A 23,892-nucleotide genomic window follows, 5' to 3' on the forward strand; every position below is an offset into this window, starting at 1 on the left:
CTATTTTTTAATTATCTGAAGTGTTTTTTAAATTAGAACTATTTGCAACACCCTGTTCTTTGAACCATTTTGCCACACTTTTTGACCCGAAATATCGAGTCAATTTGATCAAAATAAAAAGACTTAATAATTTACCTTGAAATATCAACCTCTGGTGAATACATTAACATTATCGAAGTGCTAAATCAAAAAAGATCTTGAACTAGTGCTGAGAGTTCATTGAAGTGAAAGGGCAAAGCCCTGAAGCAAAAGGTGATTGCCCTAAAGTGCAAGTGCAATAGTGGCTGTATTGATTTACAAGATTAAACCGAATCAGAAGTTAAAGTTTTTTCACATAAACCACTTAATTAGGATTCATCATATCTATGGCTAATATCCTCGACATCCCAAGTTCCGAAGAGTTTCAATACGATCCAAATAATTTGCTTGATACATTGATTAAAACTTTGGGCATAAAAAATGATGCTGCGCTTTCACGTGCTTTAGAAGTAGCTCCACCAGTGATTAGCAAAATCCGTCACAAAATTTTGCCAGTCGGCCCATCGTTATTAATTCGTATGCATGAAGAATCTGGTTTGAGTATCCGAGAAATTCGTAATCTGATGGGCGACCGCAGAGAAAAATTCCGTATGCCGGATCAACTGTAATCACAGATTCGTTTCAAAGCTTTAGTAATACCATCAGGGCAGATGCAGCGATGCATCTGCCCTGAATTTTTGCACGTAAAAAATGAATGAAGATACGCACCAGCATCGCAGCAAAAATCATCTATTTTTATTCGTGCTGTAATTTCGTATGCGACCTACCAAGTTTGCAGCTTATTTTTTGGTCGAGACGTGTTCTTGCAATTTTCGATACAAAGTTTGGCGGCTAATCCCTAAGTTTCGCGCTGCCGCAGAAACATTCCCCTGACTTTCTTGTAAAGCTTGCTGTATCAGTTGCCAAGTGTTCTGCTGCAAATTCGGTACAAGATTTTTTTGACTTTGCGACATCATTACGGACTCAGGCGTAGTTCCAACCGTAGAATTAGTTCGCTGATGTAGATCCTCTATTTGTGCAGCCGATCGACGTAAATCCTCAACCAAATCCTGCGACAAATGTTCCCACCCAATCTCGATTTCCCCCTCATCTAACAATGCAGCCGCTGCACGCAAAACATGACTGAGTTGTCGGAGATTACCTGGCCAAGCATAGAGCTGCATCGCCGACAGTATTTCGGCATCGATATACACTTGTGAATGCGGAGAAAATTCGCGTAACAAATTGCGACACAGCGCAGCAAAGTCAGTACGTTGTCGCAAAGGCGGCAAATCTAAAGTTAGTCCATTAATTCGGTAAAACAAATCTTCACGGAATCGCCCTTCCGTGACACTTTCTTTCAAATCACGATGGGTTGCGCAAATCAAATTGAAGTCAACTGGAATCGCACTACTACTTCCTAAAGGCGTGACTTTGCGCTCTTGCAAAACACGCAGCAATCTGGTTTGCAGCATTAAGGGCATATCGCCGATCTCATCCAGAAATAAAGTGCCACCGTGTGCTTCACGAAGTCGACCAAGTGCGCCATGACGCGATGCGCCCGTGAATGCGCCTGCGACATAGCCGAATAATTCCGATTCAATCAAATGCTCAGGTATCGCTGCACAATTGACAGCAACGAATGCTTTTTCTCGCCTTTGTGAACTATGATGAACTGCTTGCGCGAAAACTTCTTTACCAACGCCAGATTCGCCATGTAGAAGCAAGGGAATCCCTTTATCAATTAACTTGCGCGCCTTGTCCGCTGCCGTTTGCCACTGACGATCTAACTCACTACTGGGGATCACTGCCTCCTGCACTACATGAGAGTGAGTAGTAATCGTATTCAGCGATTTGCTGTGTGGATGAATTTGCGCAAATAAGCGCCTACCATCACGACAAATCAAAGCTTCGGGATGGCTAGTTGAACGACGTTGACGTGACATGAAGGCATGCAAGTCTTGATCAAATAATTGACGCCAATCGATACGCGCCAAATCGCTGTAGCCTAGGTTCAGCAACGCTAATGCACGACGATTGGCACCAAGCAAATAGCCATCTTCTGAAAAAACCAAGATCGCTTGAGCGACGCTGCCAATACCTTCGGCACGAGTATGTAGTTGTAACAAAATAGGATGCTGGCAACTTCCCAACACCATACTATTTTCTATCATTTGTGCAGCAGTCGATACCAAACCCAAGGTGTGCGGATGACGACTACGTTGATCTCCAGAGATATCGAGTATGCCGAGCAGATGACCTTGTGCGGATAAGATAGGCGCTGCCGCACATGTCAGAAATTCATTCGGTTCGAGATAGTGTTCGGCACCATTGATTTCAATTTCCGCCGCTTCGGCTAGCGCGGTTCCTATCGCATTTGTGCCGCGCTGATTTTCTGCCCAGTTCGCCCCACATTTCAAGGCAACGCGCTCTGCCTTACTTAAAAAATCTAAGTCACCCAGTGTGTGCATGAGCACGCCTTGTGCATCGGCTAGAATCACCATGCTATGACTATGCTTCACTTGATCAAATAGATACTCAATCACGGGCTCGGAATGACTAATTAATTCATGATTAAAATCACGCGCATATTGCAGATTTGCCGAACTCAAATTGTCTGCGCAATCAGCTCGACCAACGGGCGACAATCCAGCCGACAAACTGCGTTGCCATGATTGCGCCAAGCGCAAATCGATGCCGGACGCAGGCGTGATTCCACGCTCAACAAATTGCAGACGCGCCTGCTTTAAATGTAAAGCAGGAAGTATGGCTTGGTGGCGCATGAACTTGTCTCCTATATTGGGTCGAGAACAGTCGCAATGATTCGCAACGATACTCAGTAACGCGAAATGATCTCACGTACAGCAATATCCTCAATGCCAAAATGCAAATCGTACTCATGCCCGCATTACAGTGATTTCTATCGCTTTGTTTTTTCTCAGTCTAACTTAGTTTAACAGTTGCGTGCTGCTTCGATTCTATCTAGGCACAGACTTATGATTACGATCAGTTCTAGGTTTCATTTCACTGTCTCAAAATGTTACACCTGTCACTTTTTTGCATCGCCTTCTGTGACACCACTGTCACTTTTTTTGACAATCATTGAGGACAAAATTCGCAGCAAGAATGTCAAGATACGTTCTAAAAAGTTCATCATCACAATTTACCTACGCAATCTCATAGGAGGTTGCAGCGCAACAATGCAATTATCGATACGCAACTCTCAAACATGGCATGCCATTTGCAATTACTCAAAGCAGTAACGCCCACAATGCAAGCTTGTATCAGCATCATCGCGTTGCCGTTGTTCGACAAAAGCTCGACAAAATCCCAACAAAAAAGTGTCAATCACAAATAACAGAAGGAGACCACCTTGATCTATTCAGCACCAGGTGCAGCAGGCGCCAAAATTCAATACAAAGCACGTTATGACAATTTCATCGGAGGCAAATGGACTGCGCCAGTAAAAGGACAATACTTTGACGTGATTACACCGATTAGCGGTAAGGTCTATACGCAAGCGGCGCGTTCAGGTGCAGAAGACATCGAATTGGCGCTTGATGCCGCGCATGCAGCGGCAGACGCGTGGGGCAAAACTTCACCAACTGAGCGCGCGAATATACTCAACAAAATCGCCGATCGCATCGAAGCGAACCTCGAATTATTGGCGTATGCCGAAACCGTCGATAATGGTAAGGCGATACGCGAAACACTCAATGCTGATATCCCACTCACCGTCGATCACTTCCGCTATTTCGCTGGTTGTATTCGTGCGCAAGAAGGTGCATTGTCTGAACTCGATGAAACCACCGTCGCATATCACTATCACGAGCCACTCGGCGTAGTCGGTCAAATCATCCCTTGGAATTTCCCTATCTTAATGGCGGCGTGGAAATTAGCACCGGCCTTAGGCGCGGGTAATTGCGTGGTCTTAAAGCCAGCAGAATCGACCCCGATCTCACTCTTGATCTTGACAGAATTGATCGCCGATTTATTGCCTGCTGGCGTGCTCAATATCGTCAATGGCTATGGCCGGGAAGCTGGTATGCCATTAGCAAATAGCAAGCGCATCGCGAAGATTGCGTTCACAGGCTCGACCTCAACTGGTCGTGTGATTGCACAAGCAGCGGCGAATAATCTGATTCCAGCAACATTAGAACTCGGCGGCAAATCACCTAATATCTTTTTTGCTGACATCATGGATGCAGATGATGCCTTTCTCGACAAGGCAATTGAGGGCTTAGTCCTATTTGCCTTTAATCAAGGCGAAGTATGTACCTGCCCATCACGTGCGTTGATTCAAGAAAGTATCTACGATAAGTTTATGGAACGCGTATTACAACGCGTTGCGGCAATTAAGCATGCCAATCCCTTAGACACCGACACCATGATGGGCGCGCAAGCATCGAAAGAACAATTGACCAAAATTTTGTCGTATCTTGAACTAGGCAAGGAAGAAGGTGCCGAAGTGTTAGCGGGTGGCGCGCAGGCCCATCTAGATGGAGATTTAGCTGGCGGCTATTATGTCCAACCGACCTTGTTCAAGGGACATAACAAAATGCGCATCTTCCAAGAAGAAATTTTTGGTCCTGTGCTCGCCATCACCACTTTTAAAGATGAAGCAGAAGCATTAGCAATCGCCAATGACACGCTGTATGGTCTGGGTGCTGGCGTGTGGAGCCGCAACGGCAATGTCGCATATCGTATGGGACGTGCGATCAAAGCTGGCCGCGTTTGGACCAATTGCTATCATGCGTATCCAGCCCATGCTGCGTTCGGTGGTTACAAAGAGTCTGGCATAGGTCGTGAAAACCATAAGATGATGCTCAATCACTATCAGCAAACCAAGAACCTCTTGGTTAGCTACAGTGAAAATAAATTAGGTTTCTTCTGACATCAATCTAGGTAACAGTAGCGCATTGCATATCTAAGCAGTGCGTTGCTTTCTTACGAGGAAATCTCTGCCCAAGGTAGCGACGTGTCGCGTCGTGATTGTGCAGAGAATTCGTTAACTGGCTTTGTCTTTGGCTTCCCTCATTGAGTAATTTGATGAATTATTTAGTGAGTTATTTTGCGCGAGGAATCATGGTAGAACGTGTTATCGCCACCGCGGCAGCGTTAGAATTAATCGCTCAACTAAAAGCGGAATATGGTGAAATCATGTTTCATCAATCTGGCGGCTGCTGTGATAACAGTGCAGCGAATTGTTATCTACCCAGCGATCTAACGATAGGCCCCTATGATGTCAAATTAGGCGAGTTAGATGGCGTACCGTTTTATATCGGTAAGCTGCAGTATGACTATTGGAAACACACGCAATTAATTTTAGATGTCATCGATGGGCATGGCGGCACCTTTTCTCTCGAAGGTGCAAGCGGCAAAGCCTTTCACACACGCTCACGTCTTTTTACTGACGATGAATGGCAACAAATCGAAGCCCAAGTGCTCGCCGATTTGGCCTAGTCGAACTTGCTCAGCAAGCGAAATACATGCAAGAAAAATTTGAGACGTGCAATCAGTTAGTCGGTAAGTAAACAGGACTCATCACCAAAGGCAGATGCAAACCCAGATCAGGATGTGCGGCGGCAAGCCAAGGCATGTGTACGTTTTCTAGAAAGGTATCAGCAGCATCAACCGTTAATGGCTTCGCAAATAGATAACCCTGCAAGAGATCACAACCCAAATGTCGCAACTGCGCTAACTGCTCTTTGGTTTCCACACCTTCAGCAACAATTTCTAAATCCAGTTTCTTCGCTAAACCGATCGCGGTCGCACAAATCTCTAATCCCTTGCCGCCTTTGTCCATATCCCACACAAAGCTGCGATCTAGTTTTAAGGAATTGACTGGCAACACTCGCAAATAACCCAGCGATGAATAGCCAGTGCCAAAGTCATCAATCGACAAACGTACACCCAACTTTTGCAAGGCACCCAAACGTTCAATTGCGCGCTCAGGATCTTGCATCAAGACCGATTCAGTGATTTCAAGTTCTAAATCCTTACCTTCCAGATGGTAAGTTTGTAATGCCTCACTCACCGTTTGTTCTAGCTCCGAGACCAGCAATTGTTGCGCAGACAAATTCACAGCGACGCGTAAATCGTTAAACCCCATCGCATGCCAACGTGCTAATTGTGCGCATGCCGCATTAATCACCCACGCGCCTATTGGCGCAATAATGCCCATAGTTTCAGCTAGCTGGATAAATCGATCTGGCATCACCAAACCATACTGAGGGTGCTGCCACCGTATCAATGCCTCTAAGCAAATCGTATTGCCATTGCTAGCGGAAACTTGGGGTTGATAGCATAAGAAAAATTCTTGCTTCGTCAATGCTTCTTTCAATGCACTTTCAAAGGCGATACGCTCTTGCATCTTATCTTTGAGAGAGGGCTGGTAAAAACGTAATTTGCCTATCCCCGCACTTTTTGCATCATGCAGGGCTAACTCTGCCGCCGACAATAAATCCTCATCGGCACTGATATTATCGGGAAACACGGCGGCACCAACACTCGACGTGATACTTAATAAACTATCGCAAACATAAAACGGTGAAGCTAAAGCTCCCGCCAATTTCTCGTAGACTAAAGTAACGCAACGCTCAGTCTTTAAGCCAGAAGCAGCAACGATAAATCGACCACTTCCCAAACGCGCCACGATATCGGTTTCGCGCACATGCGCTTGCAGTCGCTGCGCAACTTCGATCAACAATTGATCACCCGCTTGATAACCTCTGGTGCCATTCACGATGCCTAGTTGATCCACATCGAAAATAAATATGCCTAGCTTGGTTTGATTCTGACTATTCAATTCCAATAGCTGACGCAAGCCAAGCAAAGCACCCGCACGATTGGGCAAACCCGTCAGCAAATCACTGTTCATGACATGCTCAAAGCGCTGATTGTCGATCTTACGATGCTCGATTTCATGTTGAAGCTCGTTATAGATACGCAACTCCTCAATCCGTCGACTCGACACATCCTTTCCTACCAAAGCCGAAAACGAAACAGAAAGCAGCAAGAAGCCAAATCCACCCAAATAAGGCAGTTTGATCACCCCCGAATCAGACAGCCCAGCCAACAAACCAGCGATCAACATCAGCGCTAGCGCGACCCAAAATAATCGACTGGTTCGCTTCTCACCCAAGCGCGTAATTTTGATCGAGAAGATCATGGTGTAAATCAATAAACCCAAAGACATCAGACGCATGGCGCGAAAAACTAAGGATGGCTCACCAGAGAAAATCCACAGTTTTTCACCCCACGCGTAGGTGGTTAAACCATCTTTTGACACCGTATCAAAGCGATAGCCATACTCACTAAAATAGTTATACACCATCACCGCAGCTGCAAAAGCGGCAACGAAATAGGCGGACCGAAACGCACTGGCTTTATCTTCTAGCGAAGCAACCAAAAACCATATCAATGGGATTAACAATATCGAGAAAAGATTAACCCACTTATGCGCGACCATCGCAGCTTGAAAATTACTCGCCGTAAATTGCACGCCGCAAGCAAATTGGAAAAGAGAGAAGAACAAACACAGAGCAGAAAACACCCAGCAAGTTCTTGCATAGGGACTGCCACGTGCCATGATGGCTGCCTGAAAAGCACCTAATGCAAACACGCCAACCGAAATAAAATACAGTGTCGCAACTGGCGTATTCATTTCTGCTTTCTTGATTAAATATGGAAAAATCAAACAAACACGCCATCTGTAAAATTTGCCTCTCTTGTGAAGAAGCAAGCAGCATGGGTGAATTTAATATATTTAATTATACTGCGATGATTTCCGCATGGCAATCATTGGTATGACCAATTTGAATATATGTGTTGAAATAAAGTAGCAGCAACTTTCTTCATTACGCTGACTTAGTTGCTTTGATTGAACAACTTACTAATGTTTGAAGCAAATCGAATAATTTGCTTCAAACATTAATCTCCAACTTTGGAAAGCAATAGATTTCCTAGACGGAATCCATCATTTCGGTTTTGCAGATGCGGCGAGTTTCGCTGCTGCAGCTTCAAATTGCATGAAGCGCTGATCGAGTTGACGTAATTGCTGCGTCTTTTCGCTTGGGTTTAAGAATGAATAATGAATGCTGTTATATACCGTCTGCTTTAAGACCGCATACGAAGGTTGATAGCGACTCGTGAACAAAAAATATTCATGACTGAGATTATTACGCGATACCGCCGCATCATCACTACTGATGACAATAGGTACTTGGTGACGTAAATACAGCGTGACTGGATGTGCCTGCGCTTGCAATCCTAAAATAAACGCATTGCTACTTAAATTAATTTCTACCGCCACTTTTCTGCGCTTCAACTCAGCCAACAATTGATCGGCTTGACGTTCATGCATGATACCGACACCGTGACCGATGCGTTCTGCGCCTGCAATTTGTACAGCGCCACTGATATGATGTTGCAAGTGCTCTGGCGCCACCAAACCAAGTTTCAATTCACCAGCATGCATTGCCAATCGAACTTGTGGAAAGCGTTGTTTCAAAAAGGCGAACATCTGCATGTGTAAGGTGTAATCACGCAACGCCACAACGCCATGTTCCGGCCCAACAATATTCACGCCGACAATCAAGGGATTGAGATGACTCGCAGCAAAGGCTGCATACAAACCTGAGAAAACTTTTGATGGTGCACTATTACGCGACACATAGGTTTGAAAACGCAAAGTAAATTCTGCATCATCAATGCCCGCTGCATCGGCATTCAATTCTTTTACAAAATCACGAATCTTTGTTTGCGCCATCGTATCGTTAGCTAAAAAATCAGCGTATTGACTAAACGCCTGTTGCATCTCACTTTGACTTGATAGCGAATGCAAACTATCGATCTTGCTGGCTAATTCGGGATGATCTGTGACCGGCGCACTCTTCAACATCGTTTCTAGATATTGTTGATTTTCGGCTTTTGCTTGTTGCTTCAAAATCTGCAAACCTTGATTGGTTGAATATTTTGAAATTCCAGAAAAATAGCCAAAGGTATTAAAAAAATGTTGATCTGGTGCTGGTTGTGCATGCACCTGATGCTCATAATCTTGAACCGACCACGCAGAGATTAACTCGCGATAGAAATTGACATCTTTACGTATCGCGTCAGCACTTAAACAAATTTTACTTGCCGCGGCAATTTGCGCAGGACGCGATTCAACTTTAAATTTTTCTAGCTTATTCGCTGCATCACTTTCACGATACACACAAAAACCGTGTTGACCTACCCAATCAAGATACGTCTCGGCATAAATCGAGCCAGAATAATGATGATGAATATCGCCACCTTTCGGCAACATGGTCATCAACATGCTCAATTCTGCTAGTCGAGGTTGCGCGCTATTGGTCGATTGAATCAGTTGCGTATAGTACTGATTAGTCGCATTCCGATTTTGCTTGAGCTTGTTTGGAATATCTTTGCTTTCAAACGAGATCGCACTGCAGGCGATAGAACTCAAACAAACGGCAAGGATGATTTTTTTCATGACAATCTTTCAGATGTACTTTTAGGTGTACTTTTAATTGTAGCGCTAACCATTAAGCTAAATTTTTGTTCCAAGCCTATCAAACCTAAGGCCAGATACTTTGCAATAATGCGGCGAGTCGATGGCCAGCAATCGTCAGTTGCTTGCGTGTTACCGCCGTACTATCTTGGATATAAGCCGCTGGCAATTTTGCATACCACGACGCATATTCAACTCCACGTCGATTCGTCATTTTCACTTTATCGACAATGGCAATATCGGCATACGCGGATTTCGCTAAGTACAATCCTTCTGTCGCCCACTGCTCTGGCCAGCTCGTTGGCTCTCCTGTGTTTAAAGGCACATTCACTTTTGATGCCAGCAATTTGTCTGTGAACTCGACAACGCTCTTCGCACCTAAATCACGCATTACATTTTCTACTACCGTTACATCCCAATACAAATGCAAAGCTTTGCCAACACGAGCGGGGTTAGTATTCGCGGTTTCAGATTTGAAATTTTTCAAATCACGTGCAGTCCAAGTTGCTTGATCTTCGATCAATAAATTATTCCCGCCTTGTACATCAAAGATACGCACACCATCGACTTCAGCTTGCTTAGTTGGCGTAACGAATTGATTCTCTTGATTGAGATAAACCGCTCCCACGTGCAGAGGTTGATGAATATCGCCAACCAAATGTGCAATCATCAACAAGGCTTGGCGTGGCGTGAAGCGATGTGGATTGGTTTTCTCGTTATCATTTCCTTGTAAAACAGCAATCGCTTGTTTTAAAATTTGAACAATATCGTGATCAGTTGTGCCAACACCACCAGCGACATAGGATTTGTTTTCAACTGGGGTATTTGTATAGTGATAAGCAGCATGCGCAGGATTTTGAATCGTGAAGGCTTGCATTTCTGGCGTCTGCGGACCACAAAAACTTCCTTTAGCACAATCAGCCCAAATCGAGATCGATTGCAAACTCTCACCCGGCTGCAACAATGCTTTAACGCGCGCGCCAGCATTAGTCCCAGCCAATAAACGATCGGCTATAGCACCGATAGTTTTGTGCCCTTCATCGCCAGAAGCAAACACATTCACGGACAATAGGGCCGCACTCAGTAGCACCCACAATTTCAGCTTCTTCATGATTAAAAACCTTTTCAACTCAATGACAACAAAACGATGATTTCTACAATCACCATCAATCAGTTTTGTCGCTGCACACGACCAACTGGTTTCTCGCTACCAACAGGGGTTCCCGCTTTTTCCTTCTGTTTTATGTAGGCCATAAACACATCAATATCCTTGATACCCGTATCGATCACGTTTTTACCTTGTAAGAACATCGGAACCCGATCACCACCACCTGCGATAAAATTATTCGCAACGATGCGATATTCACGTTGATCGTCAAGCGGCACACCGTTTAACTTGACGCTTTCTGGAATCACACGTTCACCCACTTTGCGTTTAGCATCCCAAGTGTAAGTGAAACCATCTGACACTTGCAGCACGTTTCTGCCATCTTGCGATTCTTCATCCAGCCACACTTGTTGCTCCAGCAAACGGCGAATTTGCGCGCCACTCAAACTCATCAGCACCAAGGTATTACCAAACGGGAAAACCGTCGCATTTTGTCCGTAAGTACTGATATTGCCGGCCAAAGTTTCGAGATTACTGCGTATCCCTTTATTGTTCATGAAAGCGATCTGTGCCCCCATATCTTTTACCGCTGCAAGCTGAGCGTCCGCGACGATATTGCCTAATGCAGATTCTCCAGCAGCGTTCAACTTACGCGTAATCACTGGCACCGCTAATTTCGCCACGGGTTCCGCAATGATTGCTTTGCTTCCTTCACGCGCTTTATGCAGTAAGTTTGACAATTCTTCTGGTGCTGGAACTGAGCTTGGTTCCATCACTAAATTTTTTGCTTGAATATCCACCACTTGATGAGTTGCACCATCTAACTTAATCGCAATGCGTGTCAGTAAGTGTCCATACATTTGCGCTTGCGTTACCGTGCGGCCTTCAACATTGCAAACAAATCCGGTATGACTATGCCCACTGACAATCAGTTTGATCGCGGGATCAAGCCGCTTAACAATATCAACAATCGGCCCTTTAATTTGTGAACAAGAAAATTGATCAAAAACGTCTGGTGAACTAACGCCCTCATGAATCAATACCACAAATACTTTCACGCCCATTTCTTTCAGCACAGGGATCGTACGATTGATTCCTTCCGCTTCATCAATAAAGCTTAAATCTTTTACTTTATCACCTGCCACCATGAATGGCGTATCGCGCAAGACCGCGCCGATAAAAGCAATTTTGACGCCCTTCACCTCTTCTACATGATAGGCAGGGAAGAACGGTTTTTGAGTTTGCTTGCTCAAGACATTGGAAGCAATATACGAGAACTGCGTACCAGGAAATCGTCCATCAAATTGACAGGCACGCTCAGGACGCGGCGACTCACAACCACCGTGAATTTGTCGCTGCAATTCTTGCAAACCATGATCGAATTCGTGATTACCTAAAGCACTGACACGCAAGCCCATACGCCCCAAAGCATGTAAAGTTGGTTCGTCAGCAAACAAAGAGGAGATTGCTGGACTCGCGCCAATCAAATCACCACCACCAACAAAAATCAAATCTTTATCTTCCTTGCGCCATGCCTCCAAATTGGTGCCCAAGGTCTCGATACCGCCACCAACGACGGTCTTCGCAATTTGTTCTCCACGTGGCGTATAACTAAACTTTTCTTTCTCAAGATGTCCGTGCAAATCGTTGATCGCGACTAAATTAAGCACCACCGATTCCGTCTTTGGCGTTGCACATGCAAGCAGCATCAAAGACAAACTAACACTAATGGTGGTGCGGGTCAGACGACCCAAAGATGGGAGAGAAAAGTTCATAGGATTTGCGCCAACATCACGCTAAAAAAAGTCGATATTTAGAATAAATCTCTGCACAACCGTCACGCGGTCGAAGCTTACATTTGCGTATAACTTATGCAGAGCTTTCTACAAGTGAAAAGGTCTGCAACCACAGGGTTGCAGACCATCGATATGACTAAATCAGACCATTGCAAAAACCAGTCACAATGGCCCGATGTTGATCAACTGAGCAAGGCTTAGAAATCGCCTGACAAAGTCACAGATGCAAAGCGTGGTGAACCCATGTAGTAGAACACTGTTCTCGCGCCAGCAGTACCGTAAGCTTTTGCATTAGTAACGTTAAAGCTTGATGGATTACGATACTTTTCGTTAGTCAAGTTGCTGATATTCAAACGCAAAGTTGGCTTCTTCACCCAGCTTGTATTTGGGAATTGGTAACCAAAATCCAAACCTAACAATGTGTAACTTGGAACCAATTCATCATTGGTCATCGTTGCCCATTGTTCGCCAGTGTATTTCACTTTCAAACGTGCGTAGAAAGCACCTGTTTCATACATTGCGCTCAAGCCCGCTTTCCATTCTGGCGTCAAAGTCATTTGCTTACCTTTGGTCGGCAAAGTCGCTGTACGGCTGATCAGGATGTCGTCTTTGATTTCGCTCTTCGCATAACCAATCGAACCGTAGAATGAGAAACCATTAACTGGTGTGTTACCCAATTCAACTTCGAAACCATGTGTCTTCACTTTACCAACGCTAGTCAAGCTGCTCATGTTCGCGACTGGATCATAGGCAGTTGCTTGGCGATCTTTAAAATCAACAGAGTAAGCTGTTGCTTGCGCTGTCAATTTATCGCTTTGCAAACGATAACCAACGTCGATATTGGTTGAAGTTTCTGCTTGTACATCAACTGGCAATGTTGGCTTACCGTTCACCAAAACTACGTTATTGGTTGTGGAGTAAACAAAGTTTGGTGGCGCCTTCATGTTACGTGCCAAACTGAAGAACAACTGGTTGTTGTTATCGATCTGGTAGCGAGCACCCAACTGCGGCAAGATTTCGCGATACGTTTTTTCGATGTTGTAATCAGTACCAGAGTTAGTACCTTCGTTTGCCTTGTTCGTGAAGTCACGCTTCATGGTTGGTGCACGAACACCGACGTTGACTGTCAACTTGTCGTTCATCAGACTCATGGTGTCTTGCAAGAAGATTTGGTTTGATGTACTGATCGTTTTCCAGTCACGTGATTGGAAAGGTGTACCATCTGGACGCAATACACGGCCTTCTTTCAACCAAATGTCGTTCGCGTTACCATTCGCATCAACCAATACCATAGGGCCAAATTGCTCGTGCGTTGCACGTTCGAACCAGAAGCCCGCCAAAATTTGATGATCGCCGATAGTGTGTGTAACAGAAGCAGTTACACCTGGACGATAAGTGCGAGTCACACTACTATTCGCCACGATGACGCGATCCAAAGTATCGCCGTCGCCATTCAAATCCACGCCCGCTGTGTTCTTGCCAGTTGCTTTGTTCAAGAAAGCGTTTTCTGCTTGCAACTTCTGTTGATTACCGCCAGTGCCGTAGCCATACCAGAAATATGGAATGACTTTGATATCGGTGTTATCACCAACACGCATTTTGCCAGTAACAGAAGCAATCGCATTTTCAAATGGATTCTTCGTCAATTGGTAATAAGCGTCACCAAATGCAGAGTTCGTATCGCTACCTGCTTTACCTGGCGTTGGAGCTGCATGGCCAACGAAAGTTTGCGCGAAGTCATAGTAGTAACCATACTTGTCTAAATCAGCTAAGCTGAAAGAACTGATATTTTGGTTAATCGCGCGGTTGTACAATACAGTACCGCTGATAGAGTTGAATCTGTCGAAATCGGTTCTGAAACCCATATCGACGTGGTCACGGTTTGCACCGCCTTTACCTTTCCACTTATCAGATTGTGCATGCGATGCAGAGATGAAGAAACGTGTGCGACCGCCTTCGAGCAAACCTGTGTCATAACGTACATAGGTTTTGGACAAATTCAATTGACCCAAAGTTTGCGCAACACGGATACGCTTAGTTTTAGATGGATCGCAAGTTGTGATACCGAAGTTACCACCAGTTGCACCGATTTGTGGAGAGTCAACGTCAGTTGAACCTTGTGTCACAAATTGTGTACATGTATTTTCTTGATCCACGTATTCTTGTGGATACACCGCAAAACTACCTGAGTCATTCACTGGCACACCGTTAATCGTTGCACCGATCTGATCGCTATTGAAACCGCGCAAAGTCAAACCACCACCAAACAAACCAGTTGCATCGTGATTGTAACTATTCACCGCTGGCATCAATTCCAACGCTTCATACGCATTACCAGTTGGACGTTGCTTCGCCAATTCTTCAGCAGTAATCGTGCTACGTGCTTTTGGTGTGCTTTCTTGCACCATCAAACCCATACCGACTTTTTTGCCAGTGATCGTCACTTGTGAAGAGCTGATCGGTTCATTGCTTTCCGTCTTCTCTTGTGTTTGTGATTGTGCGTAAGCAGTTGACATACCAAGGCATGTCAATTGGCATGCGATGACTAGCATCTTCACGCGCGAAGGTACTGCAGTTGATGATTTATTGAGTTGCTTCATTCATAGCTCCTTGCTTTTCGTTTGTTTAAAACCTGTAATCTGTTTGATTTAATTGATGTCTTGAATCGATCTAGTTTGTGTCCAGCGTTTTTCAAGCGACATCAACACGTGCAAAAAAATCTATTGCGCAGCTTAACAACACACATTGCGAGACCATTGCACGCAACTTTTTTTACGCAAAGTACTGCATTTGAACTCAGATTTACTTCCGCTCGATGACAGTCGCATTTTTATTCTAGAGTAAGTACTCAAATACAGCATGAATACAACATGTGTGTGGTTTTCTGTGCATGAAATTTAAACTTTGGAATGCAATTCTTGCAAACGCTCAGTCAAATAAGAACCTGCCGTGTGGCGCTCTGATAAGACCACATCTGGACGCGGATGCAAAAACAACGGTAAAGAAACACGTGACTTTTTCGCTTCTTCTCCAGTTGGATTTAATACGCGGTGGATCGTCGATGGATAATATCCAGCGGAGGCTTCTTGCAACATATCGCCGATATTCACAATCAACATCCCAAAATCACATGGCACATCATGCCACTCACCATCTTTACCTACCACTTGTAAACCAGCGGTTGTCGCTGCTGGCAGAATCGTCAGTAAATTAATATCGCCATGCGCTGCTGCGCGTACCGCACCCGGCTCTTCATCGCCACGCAATGGTGGATAGTGCAGAACCCGCAGCAGCGTTTGTTCGCTGCCTTGTATCATCTGCGATAAAGGCATCGAGTATTTCTCTTGCACCTCAGTTGGCGTGTATTGCTCTACCCATTGCAACAAGGTCGCCGCTAATGCTGCACCCTGTTCGTAATATTGACGAGCGGCAGCCGATACCTCACTTGGATAACGTCCCCAAGGATAGATGTGGTAGAACTCTTTCAAATCGCGCTTGGTATTTCCCTTCGCCGTTTCTGACACCGCAGGTGAAAAATAGCCATCGTATTTTTGCGGATCATAAGCGTAAGCATGTTTCGCTTCACTTTGAAAAAAACCATACCACTCTTCATAAACTGTATTGAGCAGTTGTTGTGATAGTGGATGATTGGTCAGCACGCCAAATCCAGTATTGTGCAAACTTTCTGCAAAATCTTTGGCGGCGGTCGGACTAGTAAAATCGACAGGTGTAATTATCATGCTTCAATTCCTCACATTCTCTCAACACAGATGACGCTCATTCCGCCAACGGTGCACGTAACCAATTGCTTTCCAAAGTTTGTTCAATCAATTGCAAACACGCTGGCGCATTCACCTTCAAGCAAACTCGCGCCTCTGGCTGCTCGCTACCCCAACCAGACTGTGCATACACCAAGCCACCGCCATGTCTATCCATCATAGTTTGACCGTTACCCATACCGTCTAATTGCACGCGTACACGCCCATCCATGGTTTCAAATAACTCTGGCGCAACCAAATACACAAACGCCAGAATGTCATGGCAAAAGCAAGCATGGCCAAGATCTGGGCGTGCTTGCTGATAAAAATCACTGTAGAAATTAACCGCATGCGACAAGGTCGTCATCGCAATGTGTTGTTGATGGTGCTGTGCTAAACCAGCAAAGTAACTCGCCGACATCACTACACGATGCGTCACATCCAAGCCAACCATCGCAAGTTTCCAACCAGCAGTGAATACTAAGTCCGCTGCATGTGGATCATTCCACACATTCGCTTCAGCGACTGGCGACACATTACCCGGTTCAATCACGGTACCCGCCATCAACACTACTTGCTTAATCAGACTTGGCAATTGCGGTTCTAGCTTTAAAGCCAAAGCCAAATTGACTAAAGGGCCAACCGCCACCAAGGTAATCTCGCCCGGATACTGACGCGCCATGTTCACAATAAATTCTGCCGCCGATACGGATTCAGCTTTGGCGGAATGTTGTAGACGTGAAGTCAAATTACCCAAACCATCATCGCCATGAATAAAGCCTGGTGGTTTTCCAGCTGCCTTCATCAAGGGCAAAGCACCACCCTCAGCAACTGGAATTTCGCGTCCTGCCAAGCGGGTTAAATACAAAGCATTCGCGGTCGCCTGCGCAACGGTGACATTACCAAACGTGCAGGTAATACCAACTACATCGATTTCAGAATGCGCTAACGCAAAATACAAAGCCATCGCGTCATCCACGCCTGGGTCTGTATCAAAAATAACTTTATGAACCATATCTATCTCTATTCAAACGTCGAACTCGCAAAGCTTGAGCCGAACTCGTGCACAAACCATTGTGCAAATTTTTTTAACGCGACTTCACAAATGGCACACCCAAGGCTTTTGGCCCCACCGATTTCGCCATCACACCAGCCAATACAACAACCGTCACAACGAATGGCAGCATCTGTATTAAAGAGCCAGGAATTTGCCCAACAACAGGGAAAGCCACACCTTCCATCTGGATTTGCAAAGCAGCAAAGAAGCCAAACATCAAACAACCTAATGCAGTTTGCAATGGTCGCCAATTACCGAACACCATTGCCGTCAATGCCAAGAAACCGTTACCTGCAGACATATCGCGCAAGAAAAATCCACTTTGTACAATCGCTAAGTAAGCACCAGAAAACGAGCACAAGACGCCACCACACAACAAGGCCAAATAACGTGTTTGCGCCACATTGATCCCAGCGGCATCTGCTGCATGAGGGTTCTCACCAACCGCACGTAGACGCAAGCCAAAACGGCTGTGATTGATCAACCAATGTATGCAAGGAATTAGTGCAAACGCTAGATACACCAAGATCGTATGCCCGCCTAAAAATTTACCGAGCAACCAATTTAAAGCGGGAATGTTTGACCACCAATCAGCAAACGGAAAGTGCAGCACGGGTAATCTCGCCTCACCTAAATCCGGACTACGACCACCCAATTGGAAAAAGTATTGCGCCAAAACGAAAGTCAAACCAGACATCGCAATATTGATCGCGATACCGAAAACCAATTGATTACCCTTTTGATTTATCGACACATAACCTTGCAATAAAACGATCACACACGACACCAACATACCAGCGGCAATCCCGATATACGGATTTTGTGTGGCAAAGGTACAAGCCGCCGCAGCGAATGCTGCGGTCAACATTTTTCCTTCTAACGCCAAGTCTATGATGCCACTGCGTTCAGCGAAAACACCTGCGAAAGCGGCAAACAGCAACACTGGCGCGTTGCGAATCGTCGCGACTAGAATTGTAGAGAATTGAAAATCATCAAACATTTTTTCCCCACTTCATTTTGAGCACGCGTGATAAGAAGGGTGCATACATGTTTTCCATCGCACCACAAAATAGAATAATTAAGCCTTGAATAAACACAAAGGTCTCAGAAGGAATATTCGATTTTTCTAAAGACAGATCAAAGCCACCTTGTATCAAAATCCCGAATAACAGCGCCGCCAAAAAGATACCAATAGGATGTTGGCGCCCCATCAATGCCACCGCAATACCAATAAACCCTGCACCCGCGGTAAAGTTCAAACTCAAATAATGCATAGAACCCGCCACGCTATTGACAGCGGCCACGCCAGCCAATGCACCCGATGCCAGCATCGCGACGATAATCACTGTCGACATCGAAATACCTGCATACAAAGCGGCATGCGGGCTCTTACCTGCTGCGCGCAATGCATAGCCCCAGCGCGTACGCCACACCAGCAAGCCGTAGGCAATCAAACAAATAATCGCGATTGGAAAAGTTAAGTTCAAGGGGGTTTCGCCCAACACGGGCAACCATGTGTCAATCCGAGGAACCCAAGCTGCTTCAGCAAATACTCTACTTGCTGGATTTTGCTCACCAGTCGGGATCATGTAAGTAATGATGATGAAATTCATCAAGGACGCAGCGATAAAGTTAAACATAATCGTCGTCACGACCACATGACTACCGCGTTTAGCTTGCAAATAACCAGGGATAAATGCCCATGTCGCGCCGAACAAGGCAGCCGCCGTAATTCCCATAGGAATCAACAACCAGGGGGATAAACTCGCGTCAAATTGCAGCATGGCGAGGGTCAAACCCAGTCCACCTAAATACATTTGACCATCGCTACCAATATTAAATAAACCTGCTTGCATGGCGATCGATACCGACAAGCCAGTAAAGATAAAAGTGGTTGCATAAAATAAGGTATAACCAAATCCCTCAGCATTACCAAGCGCGCTGTTAACCAAAATACCCAATGCTTCTAATGGACTTTCACCTAGCAAATAAATCACGCCTGCCGCCACCACCATCGCGGATAGCAAGTTCAGCATAGGCAGAGCGACATTGGTCGCCCAACGAGGTAAATCAGAATTCATTTGTGTAAGCCACCCATCAATAAACCAATTCGTGTCGTGTCGTAATCAGCGATATTTAATTCGCCCGTGATACAGCCACCCGACATCACTAAAATGCGATCAGCCAAAGCCCGAATTTCTTCTAATTCTGCAGAAACCAACAAGATCGCTACGCCAGCATCACGCAAGGCTAATAACTCGGTATGGATTCTTTGAATGGTGCCGATATCAACGCCGCGCGTTGGTTGGCCGACCAGCATCAATTTAGGACGGGCTGCGATTTCGCGTGCTAAAACAATTTTTTGTTGATTGCCACCGGATAATTGCGACAGGCGCAAATGCGAATCGAGCGGACGCACTTCAAATTGCGCCAGTAATGCATCGCTAGCTGCTACGCATTGTTTTTTATCCAAATAAATTTGATCGCTTTGCTGGCCTAACAAAATATTTTCCCAAACAGGAAAATCCTTGATGACACCATCGCGCAAACGATCCTCTGGCACATGCGAGACGCCTAACTTACGCAGCGTCGCTGCCAAAGTAGGATCTTTCTTATTGAAGCTAAGCGTTAAATCTTGAATATGCACATTGCCGCTAATTTTGTCGCCTTTTAAATTGCGCATTCCCGCCAAAATTTCGAGTAATTCCGACTGTCCATTACCGGAGACTCCGGCAATCGCGACGATCTCACCCGCTTGCACAGAAAAATTTAAGCCGCGTAATAAATGCACACCTTGTTCATTTTGTAGGCTGAGATCATCAACCCGCAGCACGGTCGCTCCGGCTGATAAAGTTTGACGTGGCAACTCGGTCGCCACTTTACGTCCGACCATTTTGTGCGCCAAATCCTCTTGATTTGATTGCACAGTCTCTAGCGTTGCGACGACACCACCAGCGCGCATTACCGTCACCGCGTCGGTGATCGCTAAAATCTCAGCGAGCTTGTGCGTGATTAAGATCACGGTTTTTCCCTGCTGTTTAAACAAACGCAAAATCGCAAACAAGGCATCGGTCTCTTGCGGCGTTAACACTGCTGTTGGTTCATCCAGAATCAAAATACTGGCGTTGCGATACAGCTGTTTTAAAATTTCTACGCGCTGTTGTTCGCCAACAGATAAGGAATCGATACGCGCATCGAGTTTGATTTCCAACCCGTAGTCTTCGCACAGTTGCACCAAGTCAGCCGCGATTTTTTTACGCTGTTGACGCAGACGGAAACCGCCTTCCATACCAAGCATAATGTTGTCTAACACTGTCATGTCTTCAACCAACATGAAGTGTTGATACACCATGCCAATGCCAAGCTGAATCGCAGTGTGGCTATTACGTATGTTTTGCACTTCGCCATTGATGAGTATCTCGCCAGCATCAGCGTGATAGTATCCATACAAGATACTCATCAAGGTCGATTTACCAGCACCATTTTCACCAATAATGCCGTGTATCGTGCCTTGCGCGATGGAGAAATTCACGGCATCGTTCGCAAGAACTTTCCCGAAGCGCTTTGAAATTTGGCGAAATTCTACTGCTGTGGACATATTGTTCAATTGGGTATTAGCTCAGTTTGAGCTCAGTGTTAGCTTAGATTGCGCTTAGTTTGGACCTAACCAATGCCTTACGAAAGTACCAAGGCAAAGTTACAGTGAAATTTTTAGAACAATCTTTTTAGATAAAGCAAAGCCGCAGCATCATCCAATGCTACGGCTTTGATCAAACTTATAAGGGGCAACGGCTTGCTTCGCGATAATCAACTACTTTGACTTTACCACTCAAAATATCTTGCTTCGCTGCGTTGACGCGCTTTTCAATTTCTGGGGTGATTAAACTACGATTGTCTTTGTCGAGCGCCCAATCCACGCCACCTTCTTTCAGACCTAAATTTGCCACACCGGCTTTCCATGTGCCATTTTTCATCTGCATAAAATTCTCATACACAGCATTGTCAACACGTTTGACCATTGAAGTCAACATCACACCTGGATAAAGATAATTTTGATTGGAGTCAACGCCAATCGCCATCTTGCCTTTTTCTTTTGCTGCCTGTAATGCCCCCATGCCGCTACCACCAGCTGCTGCAAAAATCACATCCACGCCACGCTCCATTTGCGCACGCGCCAATTCGCTACCTTTGGCTGGATCATTCCAAGCAGTCGCAGTTGTACCGACCACGTTTTGCGCAACGTCAACTTTCGGATCAACCGATTTTGCACCTTGCGTATAACCACAAGCAAATGCGCGAATCAGTGGGATATCGATACCACCAATAAAGCCAAGTTTTTTTGATTTTGATGCCATCGCGGCGGCAACGCCAACCAAATAAGAACCTTCCTGTTCTTTAAACAAGATAGAACTGACATTAGCACCAGTAGCTGCACCATCCACAATCACAAACTTCGTTTTTGGAAATTCTTTTGCGACAGTTTGCACTTGCTGTGCATGCGTGAAACCAATCGCCGCAATTAAATCAATACCTTTGCGAGCCAAATTGCGCAACACTTGCTCACCCTGCGCATTACTCATCACTTGCACATCTATGTAAGAGATCTTGGTATCTTTTTTGAAGCGTTCCGCACCCTCATAAGCAGACTGATTAAATGAACGGTCAAACTTACCACCCGCGTCATAAACCAAAGCATATTTAGGCTGGTTCGCTGCAGCCAATGCGGACACGGAAAGCAATGCACTGAATAGAAGTGATGAACGCAATTTCATTTTTTAATAACTCCTGAATAGCTTGGTAAGCTTCATTTGCAAGGGGCTTTGAATTCAGCGCCTCGCCAATTTATTAGCATAAAATTTATGGCACTCACAGACTCTGTAACTGCCGCTCTACCGCGCCTCGATGTGGGATCGAGGTCTGCGCACCCAATTGGGTCACCGCTAATGCCGCCGCACTTTGTGCAAACATACAAGCAGCACGTAAATCCATTCCTTCTGCGATCGCTACTGCGAAGCTACCGACAAAGGTATCTCCAGCAGCCGTCGTATCGACGACCTTGACTTGAAACGCTGGCAGAGAATAGGCTTGATCTGCATCAGCCACCCAAATCCCCATCGCACCAAGTGTCACGATCACGACACTCGCGCCAAGTTGCTGCAACACTGTCGCTGCCGCTTGCGCACTCGGCAAATCGGTCACGCTGACATCACTTAGCAAACTCGCCTCGGTTTCATTCACCACCAAATAATCGACTTGCCTTAATACCTGCGCATCTAACTTCTGTGCTGGTGCTGGATTCAATACCACTTTCACTGGCTCTTGTCCGGTCTCTTGCGCTGCGACTGAAACCTGCTTCGCAGATTGAATCGCATGCAACACCGTCGAGAGCGGTGTTTCCAGCTGGCATAATAACAGTTTAGCTTGTGTAATAGTGCTGCGCGCAGCATCTATGTCAGACTCAACTAAAGAGGCATTTGCACCAGTTGCCAAGACAATACTATTCTGTCCCGCATCGTCCAACAAAATTCCCGCAACACCCGTCGCACAATCTGGCACTACGCGCACACGCGCTGTATCAATTGCATCAGCTTGCAAGGCTTGCAGGCAACTGTGTCCATTCGCATCATCGCCAACACACGCAATCATACTCACCGCAGCGCCCATTCTGGCTGCCGCCACCGCTTGATTCGCTCCTTTACCACCGTGCACTAAATGAAAACGATGCCCCATCAAAGTCTCGCCCGGCAGCGGCATCCGTGGCGTCTGAAAAACCAAATCCATATTGATGCTACCAACAACAGCGATGTGCGGTTTCATACCAAGTGCCTCATTTCAATTTCCATCAAACTTGCGACAAGTACCAAGATGACATCGCTCTCAACAAATCATGCATTCCGAACGACTTACAGCTTCAATTGACCAAGAATAAATTAGAGGGGTTTACCAATTTTTGATTGCAAAAACACACTCAACATTGCTAAGCCTTTATCAAAACCATGATTATTTGGAATCACGATATCGGCATTACTACGGTGTGGCAGGATATATTTTTCAAAGGCGGGTTGATGATGATTACTTAAACGATACAAAACATCGTCTTGATCATAGCCACGCTCGACCGCGTCACGTTGCACACGACGATAGCGACGATGATGTTCTTCTGCATCGATAAAAACTTTTAAATCAATGATGTCGTACAAAGCCGGATTATGCAGCGCATAAATACCTTCTAGCAGCACGATTGGTGCGGCTGGAATATGAAAAATCTTTGGCACAACATCCGCATTATTAAAGGTATATTCTTTGATCTCTAAACTATGACCATCACGCAAACGCAATACGTCTTGATAGAATTTATCGAGATCTAAAGAAGACGGTATATCAAAATTCTCAATTCGATTTTCGTCTTTGGATTGCTGATCGATGGACTTGTAGTAATTATCTTGCGACAACAGCGCCACACTTCCTTCAGGCATCGCCGCCAGCAAGGAATTAATAAATGTAGTTTTGCCACTACCGCTACCGCCGGTAATGCCGACAAGATATGGTTTCATTGATCTAATACCTAACTTCAAATAAAAAAATCAACTAAGCGCAATACGAGTGCAATAAACTTAGTTGATTATGATTGACTGTGACCG

At 45.4% G+C, this 23,892-nt stretch carries 17 protein-coding genes; 3 read left to right on the plus strand and 14 right to left on the minus strand.

What is annotated here, in order from left to right; all coding sequences use genetic code 11:
- Positions 1–365: 365 nt before the first annotated feature.
- Positions 366–647, plus strand: a complete 282-nt coding sequence (locus KDM92_RS14540; RefSeq protein ID WP_189347096.1) for a hypothetical protein — start codon at positions 366–368, stop codon at positions 645–647.
- A gap of 171 nt (positions 648–818) precedes the next feature.
- Here the strand turns inward: KDM92_RS14540 and KDM92_RS14545 are convergent, their stop codons facing one another.
- Positions 819–2,801 carry a sigma-54-dependent Fis family transcriptional regulator gene (locus tag KDM92_RS14545; RefSeq protein WP_212685172.1) on the minus strand — a complete coding sequence of 661 codons (1,983 nt, stop codon included), beginning with the start codon at positions 2,799–2,801 and terminating at the stop codon, positions 819–821.
- A 590-nt stretch (positions 2,802–3,391) separates the two neighbouring features.
- On the opposite strand from KDM92_RS14545, the gene exaC reads away from it, so the two are divergent.
- Both exaC and KDM92_RS14555 read left to right on the plus strand, forming a co-directional pair.
- The gene (exaC, locus tag KDM92_RS14550; protein ID WP_212685173.1) at positions 3,392–4,912 is read left to right on the plus strand and encodes an acetaldehyde dehydrogenase ExaC; all 1,521 of its coding nucleotides are present in this window, start codon (positions 3,392–3,394) and stop codon (positions 4,910–4,912) included.
- A 191-nt stretch (positions 4,913–5,103) separates the two neighbouring features.
- Entirely contained in the window at positions 5,104–5,481 is a 378-nt protein-coding gene (locus tag KDM92_RS14555; RefSeq protein WP_212685248.1) for a DUF779 domain-containing protein, read from the plus strand.
- A gap of 52 nt (positions 5,482–5,533) precedes the next feature.
- On the opposite strand, the gene KDM92_RS14560 is transcribed toward KDM92_RS14555, so the two are convergent.
- From KDM92_RS14560 to KDM92_RS14620, 13 genes are all read right to left on the minus strand, one after another.
- A complete protein-coding gene (locus KDM92_RS14560) occupies positions 5,534–7,684 on the minus strand; it encodes a putative bifunctional diguanylate cyclase/phosphodiesterase (RefSeq protein WP_212685174.1) in 2,151 nt (716 codons plus the stop codon).
- A gap of 312 nt (positions 7,685–7,996) precedes the next feature.
- Complete coding sequence (locus KDM92_RS14565; RefSeq protein ID WP_212685175.1) at positions 7,997–9,514, minus strand: amidohydrolase family protein; 1,518 nt, start codon at positions 9,512–9,514, stop codon at positions 7,997–7,999.
- A gap of 85 nt (positions 9,515–9,599) precedes the next feature.
- On the minus strand, positions 9,600–10,643 hold the full coding sequence (locus KDM92_RS14570; RefSeq protein WP_212685176.1) for a S1/P1 nuclease: 1,044 nt from the start codon (positions 10,641–10,643) through the stop codon (positions 9,600–9,602).
- A gap of 59 nt (positions 10,644–10,702) precedes the next feature.
- Positions 10,703–12,415: a bifunctional metallophosphatase/5'-nucleotidase gene (locus KDM92_RS14575; RefSeq protein WP_212685177.1), complete on the minus strand. Its 1,713-nt coding sequence runs from the start codon at positions 12,413–12,415 to the stop codon at positions 10,703–10,705.
- Positions 12,416–12,633: 218 nt separating this feature from the next.
- A complete protein-coding gene (locus KDM92_RS14580) occupies positions 12,634–15,036 on the minus strand; it encodes a TonB-dependent receptor (RefSeq protein ID WP_212685178.1) in 2,403 nt (800 codons plus the stop codon).
- A 297-nt stretch (positions 15,037–15,333) separates the two neighbouring features.
- Positions 15,334–16,176 (minus strand): isopenicillin N synthase family dioxygenase, encoded by an 843-nt coding sequence (locus KDM92_RS14585; RefSeq protein ID WP_212685179.1) that lies wholly within the window; start codon positions 16,174–16,176, stop codon positions 15,334–15,336.
- A 37-nt stretch (positions 16,177–16,213) separates the two neighbouring features.
- Entirely contained in the window at positions 16,214–17,209 is a 996-nt protein-coding gene (locus tag KDM92_RS14590) for a nucleoside hydrolase (RefSeq protein ID WP_212685180.1), read from the minus strand.
- Between the two features lie 73 nt (positions 17,210–17,282).
- A complete protein-coding gene (locus tag KDM92_RS14595; RefSeq protein WP_212685181.1) occupies positions 17,283–18,251 on the minus strand; it encodes an ABC transporter permease in 969 nt (322 codons plus the stop codon).
- Complete coding sequence (locus KDM92_RS14600) at positions 18,244–19,332, minus strand: ABC transporter permease (RefSeq protein ID WP_212685182.1); 1,089 nt, start codon at positions 19,330–19,332, stop codon at positions 18,244–18,246. The genes KDM92_RS14595 and KDM92_RS14600 overlap by 8 nt, the downstream gene beginning before the upstream one ends.
- Positions 19,329–20,849 (minus strand): ABC transporter ATP-binding protein, encoded by a 1,521-nt coding sequence (locus KDM92_RS14605; protein ID WP_212685183.1) that lies wholly within the window; start codon positions 20,847–20,849, stop codon positions 19,329–19,331. Before KDM92_RS14605 ends, KDM92_RS14600 begins: the two co-directional genes overlap by 4 nt.
- A 178-nt stretch (positions 20,850–21,027) precedes the next feature.
- Positions 21,028–22,023 (minus strand): BMP family lipoprotein, encoded by a 996-nt coding sequence (locus KDM92_RS14610; protein ID WP_212685184.1) that lies wholly within the window; start codon positions 22,021–22,023, stop codon positions 21,028–21,030.
- 94 nt (positions 22,024–22,117) lie between these two features.
- A complete protein-coding gene (gene rbsK, locus KDM92_RS14615; protein WP_212685185.1) occupies positions 22,118–23,068 on the minus strand; it encodes a ribokinase in 951 nt (316 codons plus the stop codon).
- Positions 23,069–23,181: 113 nt separating this feature from the next.
- A complete protein-coding gene (locus KDM92_RS14620; RefSeq protein WP_212685186.1) occupies positions 23,182–23,805 on the minus strand; it encodes a uridine kinase family protein in 624 nt (207 codons plus the stop codon).
- Positions 23,806–23,892 lie beyond the last annotated feature (87 nt).

It is taken from the genome of Affinundibacterium baiyunense, assembly GCF_018139645.1.
Classification (GTDB): Bacteria; Pseudomonadota; Gammaproteobacteria; order Burkholderiales; family Burkholderiaceae_D; genus Undibacterium; species Undibacterium baiyunense.

Bases quoted from the DNA above. Each gene is read 5' to 3' on its own strand.
- KDM92_RS14540 (WP_189347096.1), top strand. From the start codon at position 366: ATGGCTAATATCCTCGACATCCCAAGTTCCGAAGAGTTTCAATACGAT.
- KDM92_RS14545 (WP_212685172.1), bottom strand. From the start codon at position 2,801: ATGCGCCACCAAGCCATACTTCCTGCTTTACATTTAAAGCAGGCGCGT.
- KDM92_RS14555 (WP_212685248.1), top strand. From the start codon at position 5,104: ATGGTAGAACGTGTTATCGCCACCGCGGCAGCGTTAGAATTAATCGCT.
- KDM92_RS14560 (WP_212685174.1), bottom strand. From the start codon at position 7,684: ATGAATACGCCAGTTGCGACACTGTATTTTATTTCGGTTGGCGTGTTT.
- KDM92_RS14565 (WP_212685175.1), bottom strand. From the start codon at position 9,514: ATGAAAAAAATCATCCTTGCCGTTTGTTTGAGTTCTATCGCCTGCAGT.
- KDM92_RS14570 (WP_212685176.1), bottom strand. From the start codon at position 10,643: ATGAAGAAGCTGAAATTGTGGGTGCTACTGAGTGCGGCCCTATTGTCC.
- KDM92_RS14575 (WP_212685177.1), bottom strand. From the start codon at position 12,415: ATGAACTTTTCTCTCCCATCTTTGGGTCGTCTGACCCGCACCACCATT.
- KDM92_RS14580 (WP_212685178.1), bottom strand. From the start codon at position 15,036: ATGAAGCAACTCAATAAATCATCAACTGCAGTACCTTCGCGCGTGAAG.
- KDM92_RS14585 (WP_212685179.1), bottom strand. From the start codon at position 16,176: ATGATAATTACACCTGTCGATTTTACTAGTCCGACCGCCGCCAAAGAT.
- KDM92_RS14590 (WP_212685180.1), bottom strand. From the start codon at position 17,209: ATGGTTCATAAAGTTATTTTTGATACAGACCCAGGCGTGGATGACGCG.
- KDM92_RS14595 (WP_212685181.1), bottom strand. From the start codon at position 18,251: ATGTTTGATGATTTTCAATTCTCTACAATTCTAGTCGCGACGATTCGC.
- KDM92_RS14600 (WP_212685182.1), bottom strand. From the start codon at position 19,332: ATGAATTCTGATTTACCTCGTTGGGCGACCAATGTCGCTCTGCCTATG.
- KDM92_RS14605 (WP_212685183.1), bottom strand. From the start codon at position 20,849: ATGTCCACAGCAGTAGAATTTCGCCAAATTTCAAAGCGCTTCGGGAAA.
- KDM92_RS14610 (WP_212685184.1), bottom strand. From the start codon at position 22,023: ATGAAATTGCGTTCATCACTTCTATTCAGTGCATTGCTTTCCGTGTCC.
- rbsK (WP_212685185.1), bottom strand. From the start codon at position 23,068: ATGAAACCGCACATCGCTGTTGTTGGTAGCATCAATATGGATTTGGTT.
- KDM92_RS14620 (WP_212685186.1), bottom strand. From the start codon at position 23,805: ATGAAACCATATCTTGTCGGCATTACCGGCGGTAGCGGTAGTGGCAAA.